This is a genomic window from Acinetobacter calcoaceticus, assembly GCF_016508255.1.
Classification (GTDB): domain Bacteria; phylum Pseudomonadota; class Gammaproteobacteria; order Pseudomonadales; family Moraxellaceae; genus Acinetobacter; species Acinetobacter calcoaceticus_E.
The window spans coordinates 95,483-114,533 of record NZ_JADVKT010000001.1 but is presented as its reverse complement, the minus strand read 5'-3'; the positions used below and the strand labels follow the sequence as shown (position 1 = coordinate 114,533).

General features: G+C 38.1%; 23 protein-coding genes and 1 riboswitch. Of the genes, 14 read left to right on the top strand and 9 right to left on the bottom strand.

The window, feature by feature from the left end; genetic code table 11:
* Nucleotides 1-102: 102 nt before the first annotated feature.
* The 6 genes from moaA (at nt 103) to I5515_RS00565 (ending at nt 4,769) form a co-directional block, all read left to right on the top strand.
* Nucleotides 103-1,143 carry a GTP 3',8-cyclase MoaA gene (gene moaA / locus I5515_RS00590; RefSeq protein WP_199964268.1) on the top strand — a complete coding sequence of 347 codons (1,041 nt, stop codon included), beginning with the start codon at nt 103-105 and terminating at the stop codon, nt 1,141-1,143.
* Nucleotides 1,144-1,398 (top strand): MoaD/ThiS family protein, encoded by a 255-nt coding sequence (locus tag I5515_RS00585; protein ID WP_199964267.1) that lies wholly within the window; start codon nt 1,144-1,146, stop codon nt 1,396-1,398.
* 3 nt (nt 1,399-1,401) lie between these two features.
* Entirely contained in the window at nt 1,402-1,887 is a 486-nt protein-coding gene (locus I5515_RS00580; protein ID WP_199964266.1) for a molybdenum cofactor biosynthesis protein MoaE, read from the top strand.
* A gap of 23 nt (nt 1,888-1,910) precedes the next feature.
* On the top strand, nt 1,911-2,834 hold the full coding sequence (gene moaCB / locus I5515_RS00575) for a bifunctional molybdenum cofactor biosynthesis protein MoaC/MoaB (RefSeq protein ID WP_000799986.1): 924 nt from the start codon (nt 1,911-1,913) through the stop codon (nt 2,832-2,834).
* Nucleotides 2,834-4,069, top strand: a complete 1,236-nt coding sequence (locus I5515_RS00570) for a molybdopterin molybdotransferase MoeA (RefSeq protein ID WP_199964265.1) — start codon at nt 2,834-2,836, stop codon at nt 4,067-4,069. The genes moaCB and I5515_RS00570 overlap by 1 nt, the downstream gene beginning before the upstream one ends.
* Nucleotides 4,070-4,286: 217 nt before the next feature.
* Nucleotides 4,287-4,769: a winged helix-turn-helix transcriptional regulator gene (locus I5515_RS00565; RefSeq protein ID WP_004791810.1), complete on the top strand. Its 483-nt coding sequence runs from the start codon at nt 4,287-4,289 to the stop codon at nt 4,767-4,769.
* Between the two features lie 16 nt (nt 4,770-4,785).
* Here the strand turns inward: I5515_RS00565 and I5515_RS00560 are convergent, their stop codons facing one another.
* Nucleotides 4,786-6,177 carry a PLP-dependent aminotransferase family protein gene (locus I5515_RS00560; RefSeq protein ID WP_199964264.1) on the bottom strand — a complete coding sequence of 464 codons (1,392 nt, stop codon included), beginning with the start codon at nt 6,175-6,177 and terminating at the stop codon, nt 4,786-4,788.
* 122 nt (nt 6,178-6,299) lie between these two features.
* Between I5515_RS00560 and I5515_RS00555 the strand changes: the two genes are divergently transcribed.
* Nucleotides 6,300-7,163: a DMT family transporter gene (locus I5515_RS00555; protein ID WP_199964263.1), complete on the top strand. Its 864-nt coding sequence runs from the start codon at nt 6,300-6,302 to the stop codon at nt 7,161-7,163.
* A 2-nt stretch (nt 7,164-7,165) separates the two neighbouring features.
* On the opposite strand, the gene I5515_RS00550 is transcribed toward I5515_RS00555, so the two are convergent.
* Genes I5515_RS00550 through tusD form a run of 4 tightly spaced genes read right to left on the bottom strand, consistent with a single transcriptional unit; the run spans nt 7,166 to nt 8,560 of the window.
* Nucleotides 7,166-7,477, bottom strand: coding sequence for a TusE/DsrC/DsvC family sulfur relay protein (locus I5515_RS00550; RefSeq protein WP_199964262.1), 312 nt, complete (start codon nt 7,475-7,477; stop codon nt 7,166-7,168).
* 17 nt (nt 7,478-7,494) lie between these two features.
* Nucleotides 7,495-7,779: a DsrH like protein gene (locus I5515_RS00545; RefSeq protein ID WP_199964261.1), complete on the bottom strand. Its 285-nt coding sequence runs from the start codon at nt 7,777-7,779 to the stop codon at nt 7,495-7,497.
* A gap of 17 nt (nt 7,780-7,796) precedes the next feature.
* A complete protein-coding gene (locus I5515_RS00540) occupies nt 7,797-8,147 on the bottom strand; it encodes a hypothetical protein (RefSeq protein ID WP_199964260.1) in 351 nt (116 codons plus the stop codon).
* A gap of 44 nt (nt 8,148-8,191) precedes the next feature.
* The gene (tusD, locus tag I5515_RS00535) at nt 8,192-8,560 is read right to left on the bottom strand and encodes a sulfurtransferase complex subunit TusD (protein WP_199964259.1); all 369 of its coding nucleotides are present in this window, start codon (nt 8,558-8,560) and stop codon (nt 8,192-8,194) included.
* Nucleotides 8,561-8,625: 65 nt separating this feature from the next.
* Between tusD and I5515_RS00530 the strand changes: the two genes are divergently transcribed.
* The 6 genes from I5515_RS00530 to I5515_RS00505 all read left to right on the top strand — a co-directional run bounded on the left by I5515_RS00530 (nt 8,626) and on the right by I5515_RS00505 (nt 15,187).
* On the top strand, nt 8,626-9,633 hold the full coding sequence (locus I5515_RS00530) for an NAD-dependent epimerase/dehydratase family protein (protein ID WP_199964258.1): 1,008 nt from the start codon (nt 8,626-8,628) through the stop codon (nt 9,631-9,633).
* Nucleotides 9,634-9,748: 115 nt separating this feature from the next.
* Nucleotides 9,749-11,143 (top strand): class II fumarate hydratase, encoded by a 1,395-nt coding sequence (gene fumC, locus I5515_RS00525; RefSeq protein WP_199964257.1) that lies wholly within the window; start codon nt 9,749-9,751, stop codon nt 11,141-11,143.
* Between the two features lie 488 nt (nt 11,144-11,631).
* Nucleotides 11,632-11,862, top strand: coding sequence for a hypothetical protein (locus I5515_RS00520; protein ID WP_199964846.1), 231 nt, complete (start codon nt 11,632-11,634; stop codon nt 11,860-11,862).
* Between the two features lie 298 nt (nt 11,863-12,160).
* Nucleotides 12,161-12,712 carry a cysteine hydrolase family protein gene (locus I5515_RS00515; RefSeq protein WP_199964256.1) on the top strand — a complete coding sequence of 184 codons (552 nt, stop codon included), beginning with the start codon at nt 12,161-12,163 and terminating at the stop codon, nt 12,710-12,712.
* Nucleotides 12,713-13,037: 325 nt separating this feature from the next.
* Complete coding sequence (locus tag I5515_RS00510) at nt 13,038-13,529, top strand: hypothetical protein (RefSeq protein WP_199964255.1); 492 nt, start codon at nt 13,038-13,040, stop codon at nt 13,527-13,529.
* A 150-nt stretch (nt 13,530-13,679) separates the two neighbouring features.
* Nucleotides 13,680-13,767: riboswitch (glycine riboswitch) on the top strand.
* A gap of 175 nt (nt 13,768-13,942) precedes the next feature.
* Nucleotides 13,943-15,187: a D-amino acid dehydrogenase gene (locus I5515_RS00505; RefSeq protein ID WP_199964254.1), complete on the top strand. Its 1,245-nt coding sequence runs from the start codon at nt 13,943-13,945 to the stop codon at nt 15,185-15,187.
* 45 nt (nt 15,188-15,232) lie between these two features.
* Here the strand turns inward: I5515_RS00505 and I5515_RS00500 are convergent, their stop codons facing one another.
* The gene (locus I5515_RS00500) at nt 15,233-15,877 is read right to left on the bottom strand and encodes a hypothetical protein (RefSeq protein WP_199964253.1); all 645 of its coding nucleotides are present in this window, start codon (nt 15,875-15,877) and stop codon (nt 15,233-15,235) included.
* Between the two features lie 99 nt (nt 15,878-15,976).
* Between I5515_RS00500 and ispF the strand changes: the two genes are divergently transcribed.
* Nucleotides 15,977-16,468: a 2-C-methyl-D-erythritol 2,4-cyclodiphosphate synthase gene (gene ispF, locus I5515_RS00495; protein ID WP_199964252.1), complete on the top strand. Its 492-nt coding sequence runs from the start codon at nt 15,977-15,979 to the stop codon at nt 16,466-16,468.
* Here the strand turns inward: ispF and I5515_RS00490 are convergent.
* From I5515_RS00490 to I5515_RS00480, 3 genes are all read right to left on the bottom strand, one after another.
* Nucleotides 16,456-16,980 (bottom strand): protein tyrosine phosphatase family protein, encoded by a 525-nt coding sequence (locus I5515_RS00490; protein WP_199964251.1) that lies wholly within the window; start codon nt 16,978-16,980, stop codon nt 16,456-16,458. The genes ispF and I5515_RS00490 overlap by 13 nt on opposite strands.
* Before the next feature lie 190 nt (nt 16,981-17,170).
* The gene (gene argF, locus I5515_RS00485; protein WP_199964250.1) at nt 17,171-18,091 is read right to left on the bottom strand and encodes an ornithine carbamoyltransferase; all 921 of its coding nucleotides are present in this window, start codon (nt 18,089-18,091) and stop codon (nt 17,171-17,173) included.
* Nucleotides 18,092-18,203: 112 nt separating this feature from the next.
* A complete protein-coding gene (locus tag I5515_RS00480; RefSeq protein WP_199964249.1) occupies nt 18,204-18,857 on the bottom strand; it encodes a TetR/AcrR family transcriptional regulator in 654 nt (217 codons plus the stop codon).
* Nucleotides 18,858-19,051 lie beyond the last annotated feature (194 nt).

The window sequence follows — 19,051 nt, the reverse complement described above, 5'->3', positions numbered from 1 at the left end:
TGGAACAAATTTTGCATAAAGATCAAAGCACTATTGAAGGGCAATTTGTTGTTTTAATTGCCCCTAAAAGTGCCAGCAATATTTGAACTGTTCTCGACATGAGTGCAACTAATGAAACAATATCACTCTGAAAATACGCCATCTGTTCTACAAGACCAATATGGGCGTATCAAGCGAAAGTTACGGATTTCTGTAACTGATCGCTGTAATTTTAAGTGTGTATATTGCATGCCTGAACATCCTGAATGGTTAAATAAACAAGATTTACTGAGTTTTGAGGCACTTTTTGAGTTTTGCCGTTTTATGGTGCAACACGGTGTGGAAAGCATTCGTATTACGGGTGGTGAACCATTAATGCGTCAAGACATTGTTCATTTCGTTCGGGATTTACAAGCCTTAAAAGCGATAGGTTTAAAGCGTATTTCAATGACCACCAATGGACATTATCTGGCTAAATATGCTCACCAATTAAAAGATGCTGGCTTAGATGACTTAAATATTAGTTTAGATAGTCTTGATCCAATTCAATTTAAACAGCTCACCAAGAAAAAATTAGAACCAGTTCTTGAGGGTATGCAAGCTGCAAAAGACGCAGGACTACCCTTTAAAATTAACTGTGTATTGATGAAAAATAAAAATGATGATCAGATCCTACCCATGGTGAAATGGTCAATCGATAACAACATTCCTTTACGTTTTATTGAGTTTATGCCACTCGATGGTGATGCATTGTGGTCAAGTCAAGATGTGGTCAGTGAAGCTGAAATTTTACAGACTTTACAACCGCATTATTCAGTACAAGTTGTCGAGCAACAACATGAGCCAGCACGACAATATCTGATTAACAATGACTCCATTCTTGGCATTATTTCTACAATCACTCATTCATTTTGCCACCAATGTGACCGTATACGTCTAACCGCACAAGGTGAGTTGTATAACTGTCTCTTTGCTCAGCAGGGTTTAAATATTAAGCCGCAGCTTCAAGCATTATTACGCGCACAGAACTCAACCGATCATGTGCTGTATAGCCAGCAGTTAAAAGATCAAGTTATGCCGTATATCTGGCACAAAGCAAAAGGCTTTCATGCCTTACAACATCAACAAACCCGTAAAATCAGTATGCATATGCTTGGGGGATAAATGCAGCAATCTATCCAAATTAAAATCGAATCGTTTGGTGCAATTGAAAAATTGCTTCCTCAACATCTTTCGTTAGTTTGTCCCAGCCATATTTTAGTGAAAGATGTCTTAGATCAAATTGTGTCATTGCATCCGGAATGTACACAGGCCATGGAAAAATGTGCATGTGCTTTAGAAGATAATGTCATAACTCGACAGTCTGTTTTAAGTCAGCCTTGTACTTTGGTTTTATTGTCACCAGTTGCAGGAGGGTAAGCCATGCGAGATTTTGCACGTATACAAGAGCAGGCTTTAAGCCTTGATACCTTTGATTCTATTCAATCATTTCCTGAATGTGGTGGAATCGATATTTTTATAGGTACGGTTCGTAATCACCATGAGGGAAAAGCTGTTAAAGCACTGAAATATACCTCGTATAAACCGCTTTCTGAAAAAATGATACGTGAAATTGAACTGGAAATTGAGAAAAAGTATCAGGTATCTTATGTGCGAGTAGTTCATCGGATTGGACATCTAGATGTTGGTGAAACAGCCATTATTGCAATAGCTTATGCAGCCCATCGCCATGAAGCTTTTCAAGCATGTGAAGAAGCGGTTGAGCGAGTGAAGCATGAAGTACCTGTGTTTAAAGAAGAGTTCTTTACTGATGGTACAAGTCATTATGTAGAGGGCTGTTGTATTCGTAAGGATGCACCGCAAGAACACAAGCATCACCATCATGCCGGCCATGAACACTCACACTGAAATAAGCAAGACTAGGATAAATAATGAAAAACGTAGGAATGAAGCCGGAAAGTTATCGTGTTGCCGAAGCACAAGCCATTTTATATGCACCACCGCACTGTATCGAACTATTAAGACAAGGAAATACTGAAAAAGGGGATGCATTGAAAACTGCACGTGTTGCAGGAATTTTGGCAGCAAAACGAACTGATGAGCTGATTCCTTTGTGTCATCCACTGCCGATTTATCGTGCAGATGTTGAATATGAATTAGAACATGATTTTGTAAAGATTATTACCGTGGTCGAAACTATCGGTCCTACTGGCGTAGAAATGGAAGCCTTAACGGCTGCAAGTCTTGCAGGGTTAACCATTTACGACATGTTAAAGCCACATTGTGAACCAGAAGAGCTCTGGATGGATCAATGTAAATTGCTTAAGAAAAAAGGTGGAAAATCACACTTTAAGCGCGTTCTTCGTCAGCCTGTTTCGGCTGCTGTTATTGTCCTGTCCGATACCGTCGCAGCGGGCAGAAAGCCCGATACTGCCGGAAAATCTGTGGTTGAAACTTTAACCGAGGCAGGATTCGATCCGATTCACTACCAGATTTTGCCAGATGAAGCGGATACTTTAAAAAACTTAGTTCTTGAGTTGAGTAAGTCATATGCTTGCATTATGACCGTCGGCGGTACTGGAATTGGTAAGCGTGATATTACGGTTGATACGCTAGAGCCACTTCTTGAACGTAAGTTAGATGGCTTAATGGAAGCTGCGCGTTCATTTGGGCAAAAACGCACGCCATATGCTGCAATGTCGCGTGGAGTGGCTGGTTTTATCGACCGTTCTCTAGTGGTGACTTTACCGGGAAGCCGTGGTGGAGCAAGTGAATCAATGGCTGCTATTTTACCTGCCTTAGTCCATATTTTTGATGTTTGCCGTGATTTACCACATCCGGGAGGCTATGAATAATGTCAGGTTGTGGTACAGAACGTGGGTTGATTAGCGTAGATGAAGCAATTGAGCTGATTAGTGACCGACCTAAAAAATTAGGCTCAATTCAGCAAGTTCTTCAAAATAGCCTAAGTAGATATCTAGCTAAGGAAATTTATTCAGAAATTAATTTGCCAAGTTTCTCTCAAAGTGCTGTAGATGGTTACGCACTTTGTAGCCACGCAGAAGATTTAAATAATCAAAAGTTTCAGGTTACTGGCGAGATTCGCGCCGGAAGCGAAAGTCATGAAATTCTGAGTGAAGGACAGGCAATTCGTATATTTACTGGTGGCAAAATCCCTGAAGGCACAACGCATGTTGCGAGGCAGGAAATAGTAGAGGTCGTTTCAGCACAAGAAATTTCATTAACTGAACATATTCGCCCTCAAGCTGATATTCGTTTTACGGGCGAAGAAATCCAGAACGGGCAGTTGCTTGCCCAAGTTGGACAGTTCTTAAATATTGGAAGTTTAGCCGCCTTAAGCATGGCGGGTGTACACACGGTTGACGTTTACCGTGCGCCGAAAGTTGCTGTTTTAGTCACTGGTGATGAAGTTGCCGAAAAAGCAGAAGATCTTGCTGAAGGTAAAATCTTTGATGCAAATGGTCCATTACTAAAAGCTTGGTTTGAAGATTATGGTTTAGAGATTGAACTCATTCATGTGGCAGATGAAGCGGCGCAAGTCACGCATTACTTTAATGAGTTAAAAGATAGTTATGATGTCATCATAACCACAGGCGGAGTGTCCGTAGGTGATTATGACTTTGTTCGCCCATGCGCTTTTGAGACTGGCTTTGAACAGATCTTTTGGAAAGTAAAACAAAAGCCGGGCAAGCCACTCTTTTTTGCTGAATATTCTCACACGGAAAAAGGTCACCGTTGTTATTTGCTGGGATTACCGGGTAATCCAGCTGCGGTCTATGTATCAATGCAAGTTTATGGTAAAGCATTGCTCGACACTTTGCAGGGAAATCAAGCAGGGCCGGAGTGGTTTAGTGCAATTTTAGATCATGATTTAAAAGAAGATGCGCGTGAACGTTTTCTAAGAATGCATGCTTATTTTGACAATGGACAACTTAAAGTTAAAAGTCTGACAAAACAGCAATCACACATGCTCAGTAATTTAATGCAGGCCAATTGTCTGGTGCGAATTCCAGCAAGTGTGAAACTAGAAGCAGGTCATATTTTGAAGGGCGTATTCATCTCAAATTAATGATGAGTAATAATAGATATAGCTCACTATACAATTGGGTGAGTTATATTTGTTAAGTGAGTTTATATAATAGCTTTCTATTTTTTTATAATAAAAATTCTTTTATAAAGTTGATAAGAAGTTATTTTTATAATGAATCTTGCATAACTCGTGGTAAGTGGTTTAGGGTATAAACAATAGGGCCGTTAGGCTAGGAAATATCGAGGAACGCATAAAGATGAAATGGGATGACATCGGTGATCAACCTTGTTCGGTTGCTCGTATGCTATCAGTGATTGGCGATCGATGGACGATGCTAATATTACGTAATGCTTTTATGGGAATACGCCGTTTTGACGATTTTCAAAAATCATTAGGCGTAACTCGTCATGTCCTTTCAGATCGTTTAAAGCGTTTGGTTGAATATGAAATTTTAGCCAAAGCTCCTTATTTTGATCGTCAAGAACGTTTTGAATATCGCCTCACTGATAAAGGTTTTGAACTTTATCCAATTATTTTATCTATGGCGAATTGGGCAGATAAATGGATGGATCAAGGTTTAGGCAAACCTTTAGAGTATCGTCATAAAACTTGTGGCCATAAGTTCGAACCAGTTATGGTGTGTTCAGTCTGCCATGAACCTTTACATGCAAAACAAGTGCAAGTTTCAGCTGGGCCAGGCTATTTTGCATATATAGAACAAAAACAGAAACAAGCTTAATTTTCCTCTCTATAAATTATGAAGACTCTTGTTGAATTGCATCAGCTAGAGTCTTATAGATATGGTCATGATTTGACTGTGTTACATTAAAACGTATGAATTGACCAGCATTGGGAGCTTGGCTAAAAGCATTTCCTGGCGCAAGAATAACATTATGATTAATACAATATTTCGCAATTTTTGAAGCTTCTAAACCTTCTGGTAAATGACACCACACAAAAATACCAGCTTGCGGCTTAATCCATGGTCGTATGCCTAGCGGTTCTAGCTTGGTAATGGTGTCATGCATGGCTTTTGCTAAACGGACTTTTAATAACTCTAAATGTTTGCGATAAGAACCATCTGTCAAAGCGGAAAGCAAAACCTCTGCAGAAACACCGTTATGCGAAAAAGTGGTGGCAATTTTTAAATCGGTGAGCTGATCAACCCATTCTGGTTTAGCAATAATATAGCCACAACGAATAGATGCAGATAATGTTTTAGAGAAGCTTCCAATAAAAATTACACGTGAAAGATTATCTAAAGCGGCAAGTCTCGGAGCAGGTGTATATTCAAAATCTGAGAATATATCGTCTTCTACTACAATTAAATTAGATTGTTCAATCAACTTTAATAATTGATGCGCCGTGGAAAGAGAAAGGGTAGCCCCAGTTGGATTATGAATGCCTGAATTAGTAATATAGAGGCGAGGGTCATATTTCTCGATGGCTTCTTTAAATGCTTCTAAGTCTGGACCATTTGCAGTGTAAGGTACCCCAACCACTTTAACTTGATGCACTTTGAGCAAAGCATGAAAGTTAAAATAACAAGGATCATCAATCAAAACGACATCATCGGGCTTTAGTAAAAACCTGAAAACTAAATCAATCGCTTGAGTTCCTGAATCTGTTAAAAGCACTTGATTTAAATTTGCATCTATTCCTTTTGATTGGGCACGTCTTGCCAATAAATCGCGTAAAGCTGGTAATCCTAACGGGGCTGAATACCCCATTAAACAAGCGTCTGAACTCCTTGCCGCAGATCTTAAACCCTTACGAATACTGTCTAACGGCATCCAGTCATCAGGTAGCCAGCCACAACCGGGTTTAAAAACACCAGCTTTTGCTTCTAAAGACTGACGAGAAATCCATAGCGGGTCTACAGATCTTTCTAACTGAGGACTTAACTCACTTAAAGATAGAGGCGCAAGTGGGCCAACAATATAAAAGCCTGACCCTGTTCGTGATTCAATTTTTCCTAATGCAATAAGCCTTTCATAGGCTTCCACAATTGTTGATACAGAAAAGCCAAGATCACTTGCTAATTTGCGAACAGAAGGTAAGCGTGCGCCGGGCATTAAAGATCGGTTTTTTATTTGTTGTTCAATCTCAGAAATGACAATTTCAATCTTTGTTTTTGTCTGTTGCAATGACTTAAATCCTAACTGTACTGGTTATTTATACATAACAGTTCTTTTGAATTGTACTGCTTTGTATATGGTTTTATCACCTTAGCACAGCTTAAATTCTTCGTACAGTGACGGAGAAAATTATGAATAGGTTTATGAATGGCTGGGTGAATGGTTTTATTGGCGTGGCTATTTTTGCAGGGTCATTACCAGCAACACGTGTAGCAGTAATGGGGTTTGAACCTGGTTTCTTAACCGCAGCACGTGCAGCGATTGCTGGTATTTTAGGGCTTATCCTTATTTTGGTTTTAAAACAAAAAAAGCCAGCCAAGCAAGATTGGTGGCCCCTTACTATTGTAGCCCTCGGGGTGGTGATAGGATTTCCTTTGTTTACAGCGCTTGCCCTGCAATATATGAATGCTGCCCATTCTATTGTCTTTGTTAGCCTTTTGCCGCTCGCAACTGCAATATTTGCCGTGCTGAGAGGTGGAGAAAAACCGAATCAATTTTTCTGGATATTTGCAGTCTTGGGGAGTGCAGTTGTTTTCGCTTATATGTTTTTTATTTCTGGTGATACATCACTTGGAATAGGAGACTTTTATATGTTGATGGCGATTATTTTTTGTGGCTTTGGTTATGCAGAAGGCGGGGTACTTTCAAGAAAAATAGGTGGATGGCAGGTGATTTGCTGGGCACTTATTTTGTCCTTACCTTTTATGCTATTGCTAACTATTTTTTATATGCCTACTTCATTTCAGAGTGTATCTACATCAGCGCTAGTTGGTCTTATTTATGTATCTTTGTTTAGTATGCTAATTGGTTTCTTCTTTTGGTACAAAGGACTTGCTCAAGGTGGAATTGCAGCTATTAGCCAACTACAACTTTTACAACCCTTAATGGGATTGGGTATTGCTGCTGCCTTGTTACATGAACAAGTAAGCTGGTCCATGTTAATAGTTACAGCAGCGACAATTTTGTGTGTAGCTGCTGCTAAAAAATTTACTTAAGCTTATAAACAATTTGCTGGTTTGGGAACACCTGCCAAACGACTTAAATGACGGGCAACTAAACCAGTGTTAAATTGTTGCTGTAAAACAGCATTATTAATATCTGGACTTACCGTTTTCATTAAAAATTTAATGAGCGGGCGAGTTGCAGGAGAGTGCCCAAACTGTTGATAAAACTGGCGAACTGCAGCTAAAACCTCAAAATGCCAATCGGTTAACTCAAGATCGAGTGATTTGGCAAGTTCTTTTGCGACGTCAGGCGTCCAAATCGTATAATCAACCAAATGACCGTCTTGGTCTAATTCTAAATTCATGAAACAGCCTAAATATATTATTTAAGAGAAATACAGCGATTAAACGCTAAAACTAGATCGGTAAATTGTTCATAGTTCAAGATATTCATCTGATCTAAGAGGTTTGCATCAAGCAAATCTTTTTCAAGAACCAAGCAAGAAATAGCATTAAACTCTAGAAGAAGAGTAGATGAAATTTGTGCAACAGAATCGCCCATAAAAACAATCTGGTCACCTGCCTGAAAAAGATCACGCAACTCATCAATAATCTTAGGGGTGCTATGGTAAGAAGATTGCACGAGATAAAGTGTTGATGGATTCATTAAACTTACACCTTCATCTACCAATATAGAACATGATCAAAAGATTGAATAAATTCGGCATTCAGCTGAACGAACTCAATTTCTTGCTCGGTTTTTTGAACAAAAGGATGTTGCTGATTCTTACTTTCAATCAGAATAGGACTCAAATCATAGAACTCGAAACTTTCGACCATATTTGAGGCCACTTTGAAAGAATGATGAAGCTGGTCAAAGCTTAAGTCATCTTGCAAAAGACTAAGAGCAGCATCTTTCAATAATACTTTGACTGGTGAGCCAAAGGTTGCTAAAACCATAGTAGCAGAAAGGCTTTCATTGATTTGAAGACTGGTTAAATTGGCTTGATTTAAAATGACGAGTACAGATTTCACACAATATACCTTTTAAAAGCAACAATCTAAGCAAACAAAGTAACTTAAAATTGAATAAGACGAGATGCTGACTGTACTGCATCAGCAAGTTCACCTAACCCGACGAGTTCAAAGTCTTTGGCAAGGTTGTGATGAGTCAGGTTATGGCGACTGGCATTTTCTGCATCTGTAATACCGCGAGCGAGGGCAGCACTCACACAAACAGGAAGTCGAATCGAAAGCTTTTGCCATTCATGCGTTAAATTACGCTGGTCGTCAGGTACCCATTGAAAATCATTCGCAACCTGCACGCCATCTTGGTAAAAGAATACACGGAAGTCTTCATTTTTACTTTTGAGTGCCTGAGCAAGTCCGAACGCATGCCAAGCATGAATGGAAGTAGGAGCAGAGGTAATTAGTAGTAATGTACTCATTGAGAATTCACTATGGTCATACGTCTAAATGGGCGTAGATACATTAAGAGAAAGGTAAGTATACAATGATTTTAGTGACAGGTGGTTTAGGCTTTATCGGTTCACACATTGCTTTGAGTCTAATGGCTCAGGGTCAAGAAGTGGTAATTGTCGATAATTTGGCTAATTCAACCCTGCAAACGTTGGAGCGGCTGGAATTCATTTCTGGTATGTATGTTCCGTTTGTGAAACTCGATGTACGTAATACGCCCGCTTTGAATAAGGTGTTTGAGCAATACTCCATTGATGCAGTGATTCATACTGCCGGATTTAAATCAATTGAAGAGTCTAATCTCAAACCTCTTGAATATTATAATGATAATGTAAGTTGCATCATGAGTTTGCTACGCGCTATGCAACGCACAGGTGTACGACATTTCATTCATCTGTCTAGCCTTGCAGCCTATGGGAAATCTAGTTTGCAATTAAGCGAAACAGAAGAATTTAATTATTCTTATCCTAACCCTTATATTAAGTCTCAGCAGATGATTGAAGAAATTATCCGTGATACTTACAGAATCGACCATGAGTGGAAAATTGCGATTTTGCGTTTATCTAATATTGTGGGTGCATTCGAGCATGGGGTATTAGGTGAATATGTTGCTCAGCTTCCAAAAAATATTGTGCCGCTTGCTATGCAAGTTGCAGCTATGCAACGTGATTTAATCGAATTACAAGATCAAGCTGAAACATCAGATCATACGACTGAACGCAGTTTTCTACATGTTTTAGATGTGTGTGAAGCCGTAAGTGCAAGCTTACATTGGTTGCGTGATCAAACACATTGTTGTGAGGCATTCAATATTGCCCATGACCAGGTTCACTCTGTTCGTCAATTGCTAGATGAAATTTCGCAAGTAACCCAAGCTGAAATTGCGACTCAACCTGCGATTTACAAACATGTTGAGTTAGGACAAGTTGGGGCAGATATAACGAAAGCACAAACATTATTAAAATGGACACCTAAACGACCGTTAAAACAAATGATTGAAGATGAATGGCGTTTTTATCAAAATACATTAAATGGAAGATAAGATAATGATTCTTATTTACAAAAATAGTATGCTTGAGTACGATATTAAAATTAACTAGCCAGAGCAAAGCCTTGCTTCAGCCCGTGAGTTCTTTAACCAGACAACTGAGGTTTCTATGCAAACACGAATTGAACATGACACTATGGGTGAGATTGAAGTTCCGAATGAAGCAATGTGGGGAGCACAGACTCAACGCAGCTTACAGAATTTCAAAATCGGGCAAGAACGATTACCCCGTGCCATGATTCGAGCAATGGGCTTGGTAAAAAAGGCTGCTGCTATAACGAATGCTGGACTTGAGCAATTACCGCAAGATTTGAGTCAATATATTGTGGGTGCGGCTGAAGAAGTCATTGATGGTAAGTGGGATTCACAGTTTCCTTTAGTGGTCTGGCAGACGGGTTCTGGTACGCAAAGTAACATGAACTGTAATGAAGTGATTGCAAATATTGCAAACCAAAAGTTGGGGCAGGCTTTAGGCGCTCAAAAACCTGTACATCCAAATGATCATGTTAACCGTGCACAGTCTACAAACGATTCATTTCCAACAGCAATCCATGTGGCTGCAAGTTTGCAAATTAATGAGTTACTCATTCCTGCGGTAGAGCAGCTTAAAGCCACTTTGCAAAAAAAATCAGATGAGTTTCAGTCTATTGTTAAAATTGGTCGAACCCATTTGCAAGATGCAACTCCGTTAACATTAGGTCAAGAATTTAGTGGTTATGTGTCTCAACTTGAGCATGGTGTAGTGCGTTTACAACAAGCATTAACAGGTTTATATGAATTACCATTGGGTGGTACTGCGGTAGGGACTGGCTTAAATGCACATCCTGATTATGCCGTAAAAGCAGCAGCTCAGCTTGCCTCACTTACAGGCTTACCATTTGTAACTGCACCTAATAAATTTGAAGCACTTGCAGGACGTGATGCTGCGGTTTTCGCTTCGGGTGCATTAAAAACGCTTGCAGTTAGTTTAAATAAAATTGCAAATGATATTCGTTGGTTGGCCAGTGGGCCACGTTGTGGTTTCGGTGAAATCCGTATTCCAGAAAATGAACCTGGTTCAAGTATTATGCCGGGCAAAGTCAATCCAACACAAAGCGAAGCAATGACGATGGTTGTTGCACAAGTGCTTGGAAATGATACGACTATCAATGTGGCAGGTGCATCAGGTAACTTTGAATTAAACGTATTTATGCCAGTGATTGCTTACAATCTATTGCAATCTATTCAGTTGCTTGGCGATGCTTGTAATAGTTTTAATGATCACTGTGCAGTGGGAATTGAACCTAATCGCGACAAGATTGATCACTTCTTACATAATTCTCTCATGTTGGTAACCGCTTTAAACCCTGTTATCGGCTATGAAAATTCTGCAAAAGTTGCAAAGACTGCTTATAAAGAAAATAAAACTTTAAAGCAGGTGGCTGTTGAGCTTGGTTTAGTTACGGCAGAGCAATTTGATGAAGTGGTTAAACCTGAAAAAATGGTTTTACCAAATAGTAAATAATCTCTGCTAATGGGCTTTTTTATTCTTAAAGACTTCTGTAATATCCGCGAGTTGCTAAGTACAACAAAAGTCCTGAATGATCAGCGCAAAAAATCATAAGGGGAAGGCCTGCTTGAAAGAGTGGGCTTTTTTTATACGTTGAAATAAGAATGTCATAACTAAACTTTATTTTTGCTACGTTCTTTTAAGCTCAAATCAATGGAAAAGACTAAATCAATCGTTGTTTTAGCAATTTATGTTGTCAGGTTGTTTACCAATGTTTCCACCTACTGTAGCGCGGATGTTAGTTCTATCAAATGTATGAGGGTATAAGAAACCCGACTAGTATCGACTAATGGCGGGGTTTTTTATTGTTAAGTATTTCTGTAATATTTGTATATTAGTTGAGCGATGATTTTTCGCTAGGTTTATTTCCGATTGAGTAGGGGGCGTGAGCTTTTTTATTATTTAAGAAAAAACATAATTTTTTAGATGGAATTTAAATAGTGATGTACACAATTAGATATGTTCATCGGAACAATATTTACTTTATCGCTTCGAATATCGAAGGGAGTTTTATTATTCTTGAGTCAATTGATTCAGAATTCCGTATGGGCCATCAAATTTCTTATGATGGTGAGAAGGTATTTAACCTTACTTTGAATGATGAAACTGATGCGATCATTAAATTAGAGAGTAATGAAAAAACAGCATATGAATATTTGCTTTCGGTTAAATAAATTCGCTTTTTATTATGAAATATTTGTGTAAGAACTAATTAAGAGTAAAAGATTCTCCGCATAACAAAAAGTTAAAAGCTTTGTTTTCTTTGGCAAAGGTATGGTATGGTTATTTACGCTTTAATTATGGGCAGTTAAAACGAATGAACTGTTTATTAAATAAAATTACCACCACCACGACCTTTAAAGAAGGCTGCGTGTGATTTTTATTAAAGTGACTTAATAATATAACCAAACCCAGCCAATAATGGCTGGGTTAATTTTTCTCTGTTCATTATTGGTTTTACAGAGAAAGATTATGGAAAAACTCAGTAGTAACTCAAAATCGGCTTTACTCGTCATTGATATGCAAAATGGCCTATTTAACGGCCCGTCTAAGCCACATAATGCTCAACTTGTACTTTCAAATATTCTTAGCCTTATTGAATATTGTCGCTTGAATGATAGACCCATTATCTTTATTCGGCATGTCGGTCAGAAAGGTACACCATTAGATCCAAATGGCCCGAATACTCAATTGATCACAGAGTTAGCTTTTAATCCACATACAGATAGAGTCATTGAAAAAATGTACCCTAGCAGTTTTAAGAATACTGTTTTAAAAGAAGTATTAGAGAAACTTGATGTTGATGAAATCATAATTACTGGAATGAAAACTGAGTATTGTATTGATACAACTATGAGGGCTGCTGCAGGACATGGATATAAAGTAATACTCATCTCAGACGCACATACAACAACTGATTCAGTAGCTTTAAATGCTCCGCAAATCATTGATCATCATAACCAAGTTTTAAGCAATGCTTTTGCTCAGTTAAAAACGACAGAAGAGTTCATTTCTGAAATTTAATCTAGAAATAAAGCGAATAGCATTATTCAAAAAGTCTTATTAGTTTTATCTATTAAGGCATAAGCATCCTTTTGAAGACTAGTGATTGGTCGGCTTTTAGCAGTAACAAGAATTGAACCTGCATCAACAAAGAGCTCTTTTCGGAGGGCTTTTTATCAAGAGGGTGTAAGTTTCACTAATTAATGGCGAATTAGCGTTGAATAAGCTGTCATAATTGTTAAAATGCCCACCTTGTCCTGTTTTTATATTGTTTTTGTTTTGCATATTTTTTGCAATATTTGAAATAAATTAATTAAAAACAGAAGCTTAGTTAAGGATTTTTTGAATGCTCTCTATTTATTTAACAGATACCCAACAACAAGTGCAATTTAATGATTATCCCGGTGATCAGCCTGTTAAGTTTCTGTTAAATCTTAAAAAGATTTTCCCAAGTACAGGTGACTTGTTATTGCCAGTTTTACCTGATGATAATGATCTAGAAAATGTAACATGGGAATCAACTTCAGAAGATTTTGATGTCTTTAAAAAATTATTGGCTGGATGGGGTGTTATTGAACTCCGTTTAAATGCAATTACGGCTTATAAAGATAAAAACTTTGCGAACGAGTTAGTGAAACAAGCTCAAGCGAAACGTAAGAAAACAGCACAAAAAAATCATGAACTTTCTTTGGTTGCACTTGATTATATTTTTATGCACGAAGTTCACGCATTGATTGATGCGGAATTGGTCACTATCGGTGAGAAATTTTATTTACCTACCTTGCGTGAGCAATGGAAGGGTACAGTTTCAGACCCAATACTCAATGGAAAATTCTAATTAAACATAAAAGGTGAATTTGTAAAGATTCGCCTTTTTTATTTTTATAATTAAATTAATGATTTATAAATTGATAATTGCTGGTACAAAAGTTTACAAGAAAAGAATGCGTTTTTTTTAAAGTGGCAGATACATTGCTTATATAAATACAAAATTATTGCGGGAGAGAGGTTCGAAAGAACCCGCCGAAGGAGCAACAAGCCCGGAAACTCTCAGGCAGAAGGACTGTAATAATTAAAAAATCTGGAGAGAAGCTTAGATTTATAAGAAGTGAAAATAATAACTTATAAATTATAAACTCACCGAAGGGGAAGATCTAAACGTTAAAAGGTAACGTTGGGGTCGAAACTCTCAGGTACCAATGACAGATGGGCTGTACTGATGAAATGTTTTGCATTTCTGAGGAGTCTGTTATGCCACATGTTATTGTGATAGGTGCGGGAATCACAGGGGTTACCTCTGCCTATGAATTATCGCAACTGGGTTATCAAGTCACAGTGATTGATCGACATTTATATCCTGCAATGGAAACATCATTTGCCAATGGAGGGCAATTATCGGCTTGTAATGCCGAAGTATGGAACCAGAAAGCCACAGTTGTTAAGGGTTTTAAGTGGATGAGACAAAAAGATGCACCGTTATTGCTGAACCCTTCATTTAGTTTGCATAAGTATAGCTGGCTGGTTGAGTTCTTATCCCATATTAAACACTATGAAGCTAATACGATCGAGACGGTCCGATTGGCATTGCTGGCTCGTAAGCGCTTGTTTGAAGTTGCAGAAAAAGAGCAGCTTCAGTTTGATTTGGAGAAACGTGGCATTCTCCATATGTATCATAGTAAGGCTGACTACGAGATTGCTAAACAAGTTAATGATGTCTTGAATAAAGGCAAATTGGAGCGCTATTCGGTTTCACCTGATGAAATGAAAACGATAGAGCCATCATTAACGGGTGAATATTTTGGTGGCTATTACACGCCAAGTGATGCAACGGGGGATATTCATAAATATTCAACCTCTTTGGCTGAAAAGACTAAACAATACGGCGTTGAATATAAATTCGGGCTAGAAGTCACAGATATTAAGTGCCATACAGACAAAGTGATCGTAAGTTGTCAGCCAAGTGCAGAGCATCCACATCTTTCAGAAACTGAGAATATTCAACTCGAAGCTGATCTTCTGGTTGTTTGTGGTGGTGTAGGAAGTTATCAACTCGCCGATATGATTGGAGAGCGAGTAAATGTGTACCCAGTAAAAGGTTATTCAATTACCGTACAATTAAAGGATGAACAAAGTGTAAAGAATGCACCGTGGGTCAGCTTATTAGACGAGAGTGCTAAAATTGTGACTTCTCGTTTAGGTAAAGATCGGTTGCGTGTGGCGGGAACTGCTGAATTTAATGGTTATAACCGCGATATACGGGCTGATCGTATTCAACCTTTAGTAAATTGGGTAAACCGTAACTTTGATATTTCAACTGAACATGTCGTACCTTGGGCCGGCTTAAGACCGATGATGCCGAATATGCTGCCTGTGGTGAAGCAGTCTAAACAACCTCGTATTTTCTACAATACAGGACATGGGCACTTAGGGTGGACTTTGTCTGCGGCAACCGCAGTTTTAGTGGGGCAGGATATTGCCCAAAAATATCCAGTCTAGAAATTAAAAAAGCCAGTGTTTAAACACTGGCTTTTATTTCACGTATTAATCATATAATCGGTAGATTCCGCTAAAACGCTCACAGCCTTTTTGTTGGGTTTTCACATTCAGTAAAGCTTTTTGAAAATTAAACTGATATTTACAGTTATGTTCATTGTCTAAAATTTCACTTTTTTGTTCAGGTGAACTATAGGCCATTAAAGAAATTGTTTGAGTTTCTTTACGGTTATTTGGATTGCGGTATGCTATTCCTTCAATCTTGATTTTATCTTTTGCGAGCTGATGGACTTGAATATGAACAGGCTGCGCTGCTATGCGTCCATTTTCAAACTTAAGATAATGTTGGGTAAGTGTTTGCTTAAGTGATGCATAAAAATTTAGGTCATCAGTACGTAAATCAAACTGTTGTTGAATGCATGTATTACTCTTGCATTGCTCAGTGTGTTTAGACCATAACTTTTGCGTATCCTGTAAAAGCTGTAAGGGGGCATCAGTAACTAAATATGCAGAAAGATATTTATTATTGAGTTGTTTTCTCGATTCACTAAATGTTTTTGAGCAGATTTTAAGCTCAGCTCCACTATTAGAGCAGTCTATTGATTCTGCAAAGACAAGAGGTGAACAGAAACAACTCAATGTCACGGCAAAACTTAATCTTTTCAATTGATTCATATCAGTATTAGACAGCATGATCGCTTATACTTTCAGTCTACTTTGCTAAGTGTACTATAGCGAAACAGAAAGGCTGAATACAAGATTTCTTAAGTTTTTATGGAAGGTAATAGTTATATGGTTGCTCAAATTCGCATTGGACAAGGAATGGATGTGCATGCCTTTGAGGCGGGGGACTTCGTTACATTGGCTGGCATTCAAATTCCACATACACATGGCTTGAAAGCACACTCTGATGGTGATGTGGTGCTCCATGCCTTATGTGATGCTTTGTTAGGTGCCTTGGCACTCGGAGATATTGGACAACATTTTCCTGACACAGACCCAGAATTTAAGGGCGCAGATAGCCGAGTATTGTTAAAGCATGTTTACCAATTAATATTGGACCGCGGTTATCAGTTAAATAATGCTGATATTACGGTGGCTTGTGAGCGCCCTAAATTAGCTAAGCATAATTTAGAGATGCGTCAAAGCATTGCTGATGTTTTAAATGTAGATATTAATCAAATCAGTATTAAAGCAACGACAACCGAAAAACTCGGGTTTACCGGTCGTCAAGAGGGTATTTTAGCTACAGCAACAGTACTCGTCTCTTATCACACTAAGTGATCGGCCTGTTGCAAAGACTGTTGAAGCTCGAGAGTTGCCTTACGGCCTTGTAACTGTAAGGTAATACTATGAATAAGCCCTGTCCAAGTTTCATTAGGTTCCCAAATTTCGTGTAGTAAATTTTGAGAAGTAGGCATGTCCATATTCATATAAAACTGTCTGTAAACATACATTAGACAACTTGAGCGGTCGTTTTTAGAACAATGTACCCAAACAATTTCATTTTGAACCAAGTGATCAATAAGATCGAGCACGAGTAAACATTGCCCGGCAGAGGGAGTTTCCCAGTCAATTGGAATGTGGATGTAATTTAAACCAATATCTAAACAAATACGGTCTTCATTCTCAATATGGTTTGGGGCATTACTTAAGGTGAGATTAATGACTGTGCTACAACCATATTCCTTAATCAATTTCAGTTGTTCAACTGAAGGTTGGGCTGAACAAAATAAATGTTCGTGAATCATCGAAAATGCGGGAATTTGAGATAATGATTGTTCAAGGGTTGTCATGATCGCACTCTACAAGAGTAGGCTTAGCTTATTGTGTACAATGTTATACACGATTCTAGGGAATAGTTGAAATACAGCCTGCTTATATATTCGACAACGTTATCAAAATTTTAAAAATAATTAACTGGAAGAGTACAAGTCTTATAAAATAAAAAACAGCACCATAAAGATGCTGTTTTTATCTAAATAGTTAAGCTTTTTTTAGATTTTCATTCAATAAAAATTCTACTAAAGCTTTTTGCGCATGTAGGCGGTTTTCCGCTTCATCCCAGACCACTGCATTTTTATGGTCCAGCATGGTTTCAGAGATTTCTTCGCCGCGATGTGCTGGCAAACAGTGCATGAATAAACATTCAGGATGCGCAAGTCCCATTAATTTTTCATTGACCTGAAAAGGAGCAAAGGCTTTTTCACGAAGCTTCTGTTCTTCTTCTTGTCCCATGCTTGCCCATACATCTGTCACAATGAGGTCAGCATTTACGGCAGCATCTTCTACATTGTCAAAAACTTCGACACAATGGCCAAACTCTGCTAAAAATTCAGCTTTAGGCTCATATCCTTTTGGCGATGCAATTTTAAGTTTAAAACTCATCATGTGTGCAGCTTGAATATATGAATTACACATATTATTGCCATCACCAATCCAAGCAATAGTTTTACCTTTAATGCTGCCGCGGTGTTCAATATAAGTTTGTAAATCGGCAAGTAGCTGGCAAGGGTGATGGTCGTCTGTCAAACCATTAATAACGGGAACTTTTGAATATGATGCAAAACGTTCAACAATGTCATGACTGAAAGTACGAATCATCACAATATCAAGCATACTTGAAATTACACGTGCTGAGTCTTCAATTGGTTCACCACGACCCAGTTGCGTATCGCGAGGTGATAAGAAAATCGCGCTACCGCCAAATTGATTAATGCCTGCTTCAAAAGAGATTCGTGTACGCGTGCTTGATTTCTCAAAAATCATTCCCAATACTTTACCGACAAAAGGTTGGTATACCTTATTGTCATGCTGCATTTTTTTAAGCTCGCTTGCGCGTTCTAAAATGCGATTAAGTTCTAGAGTGGATAAATCACGTAAAGTCAGGAAATGTCTTAGAGCCATGTAGCTACTCCATAATAATTGTTATGAAAAACAACAATTATCTGTTGTTGGCTGGGTGGATGTGGGAAAAAAGAAGTCTACTATACTATAAGCATTTTAAAATGCAAAAGAATTAGATTTTATGATGGCCCCTCAAGAAAACATCAACACAATAGTTAATATAATCAATTACTTCTTCCTCAGTAGGTGGTAGAGGCATCCCCATAATCATGCGCCATTCTATGTCACGTAAAATTCCAAAATACATGAGTGATGAATGATCTGGAGATGTGCAAAGAATTTCTTCAGCTTGATGGGAAATTAGAAGTGCCTGAGCAATTGTATTTTGTACATCTTGAGCACATTTTTCATATAGGTATTTGCTCAAAGTTGCATTGTATTGTGTTTGTTCGATAACCAACCGTAAAAAAGCGATATGTTCGGGTTGAATAATATGAGTATAAAAACGAATAAGTGTTTGAATTAAATAGTTGCGTAATGATGTTTGGGAAGGTTGAAATGGTACACAAATATCTTTAAAGAACATTTCACGGCGATAATCGCAAATTGCGGTAAATAAGCCATCTTTATTGCCAAAATATTTGTAGATAGAAGCTTTTGAGCCGCCAGCATGATTAACAATGTCATCAAGAGAAACGGCTTCATATCCTTTATCCAAAAACAGCTCGGTTGCGCTTAGCAATAGAGCTAAGCGACGTTCTATACCTCTGCGTGTTTGGGGTTTCTCACATACTGAATGATGTGAGTCAAGGACGGAATCATGCATAAAATTTTATAACAACGGTTAACTTTGCTTGTTTAGTATAGCAAAACTATCTTTAAGGATGGTCTTCACTATTTTTTTAGGTCATCTGCTGAACAGTAAGCACATAATTTAAAAAATAAACGAATAGAAAATATAAACTTAGGGCGAGTTTTGAAATAATTTAATGATGTAACCTGATGTTTATTTTTAAATTT

Excerpts from the sequence above, each read along its gene's own strand:
- I5515_RS00585 (WP_199964267.1), top strand. The coding sequence starts at position 1,144 with ATGCAGCAATCTATCCAAATTAAAATCGAATCGTTTGGTGCAATTGAA.
- I5515_RS00580 (WP_199964266.1), top strand. The coding sequence starts at position 1,402 with ATGCGAGATTTTGCACGTATACAAGAGCAGGCTTTAAGCCTTGATACC.
- moaCB (WP_000799986.1), top strand. The coding sequence starts at position 1,911 with ATGAAAAACGTAGGAATGAAGCCGGAAAGTTATCGTGTTGCCGAAGCA.
- I5515_RS00570 (WP_199964265.1), top strand. The coding sequence starts at position 2,834 with ATGTCAGGTTGTGGTACAGAACGTGGGTTGATTAGCGTAGATGAAGCA.
- I5515_RS00565 (WP_004791810.1), top strand. The coding sequence starts at position 4,287 with ATGAAATGGGATGACATCGGTGATCAACCTTGTTCGGTTGCTCGTATG.
- I5515_RS00555 (WP_199964263.1), top strand. The coding sequence starts at position 6,300 with ATGAATAGGTTTATGAATGGCTGGGTGAATGGTTTTATTGGCGTGGCT.
- I5515_RS00550 (WP_199964262.1), bottom strand. The coding sequence starts at position 7,477 with ATGAATTTAGAATTAGACCAAGACGGTCATTTGGTTGATTATACGATT.
- I5515_RS00545 (WP_199964261.1), bottom strand. The coding sequence starts at position 7,779 with ATGAATCCATCAACACTTTATCTCGTGCAATCTTCTTACCATAGCACC.
- tusD (WP_199964259.1), bottom strand. The coding sequence starts at position 8,560 with ATGAGTACATTACTACTAATTACCTCTGCTCCTACTTCCATTCATGCT.
- I5515_RS00530 (WP_199964258.1), top strand. The coding sequence starts at position 8,626 with ATGATTTTAGTGACAGGTGGTTTAGGCTTTATCGGTTCACACATTGCT.
- fumC (WP_199964257.1), top strand. The coding sequence starts at position 9,749 with ATGCAAACACGAATTGAACATGACACTATGGGTGAGATTGAAGTTCCG.
- I5515_RS00520 (WP_199964846.1), top strand. The coding sequence starts at position 11,632 with ATGTACACAATTAGATATGTTCATCGGAACAATATTTACTTTATCGCT.
- I5515_RS00515 (WP_199964256.1), top strand. The coding sequence starts at position 12,161 with ATGGAAAAACTCAGTAGTAACTCAAAATCGGCTTTACTCGTCATTGAT.
- I5515_RS00510 (WP_199964255.1), top strand. The coding sequence starts at position 13,038 with ATGCTCTCTATTTATTTAACAGATACCCAACAACAAGTGCAATTTAAT.
- I5515_RS00505 (WP_199964254.1), top strand. The coding sequence starts at position 13,943 with ATGCCACATGTTATTGTGATAGGTGCGGGAATCACAGGGGTTACCTCT.
- I5515_RS00500 (WP_199964253.1), bottom strand. The coding sequence starts at position 15,877 with ATGCTGTCTAATACTGATATGAATCAATTGAAAAGATTAAGTTTTGCC.
- ispF (WP_199964252.1), top strand. The coding sequence starts at position 15,977 with ATGGTTGCTCAAATTCGCATTGGACAAGGAATGGATGTGCATGCCTTT.
- I5515_RS00490 (WP_199964251.1), bottom strand. The coding sequence starts at position 16,980 with ATGACAACCCTTGAACAATCATTATCTCAAATTCCCGCATTTTCGATG.
- argF (WP_199964250.1), bottom strand. The coding sequence starts at position 18,091 with ATGGCTCTAAGACATTTCCTGACTTTACGTGATTTATCCACTCTAGAA.
- I5515_RS00480 (WP_199964249.1), bottom strand. The coding sequence starts at position 18,857 with ATGCATGATTCCGTCCTTGACTCACATCATTCAGTATGTGAGAAACCC.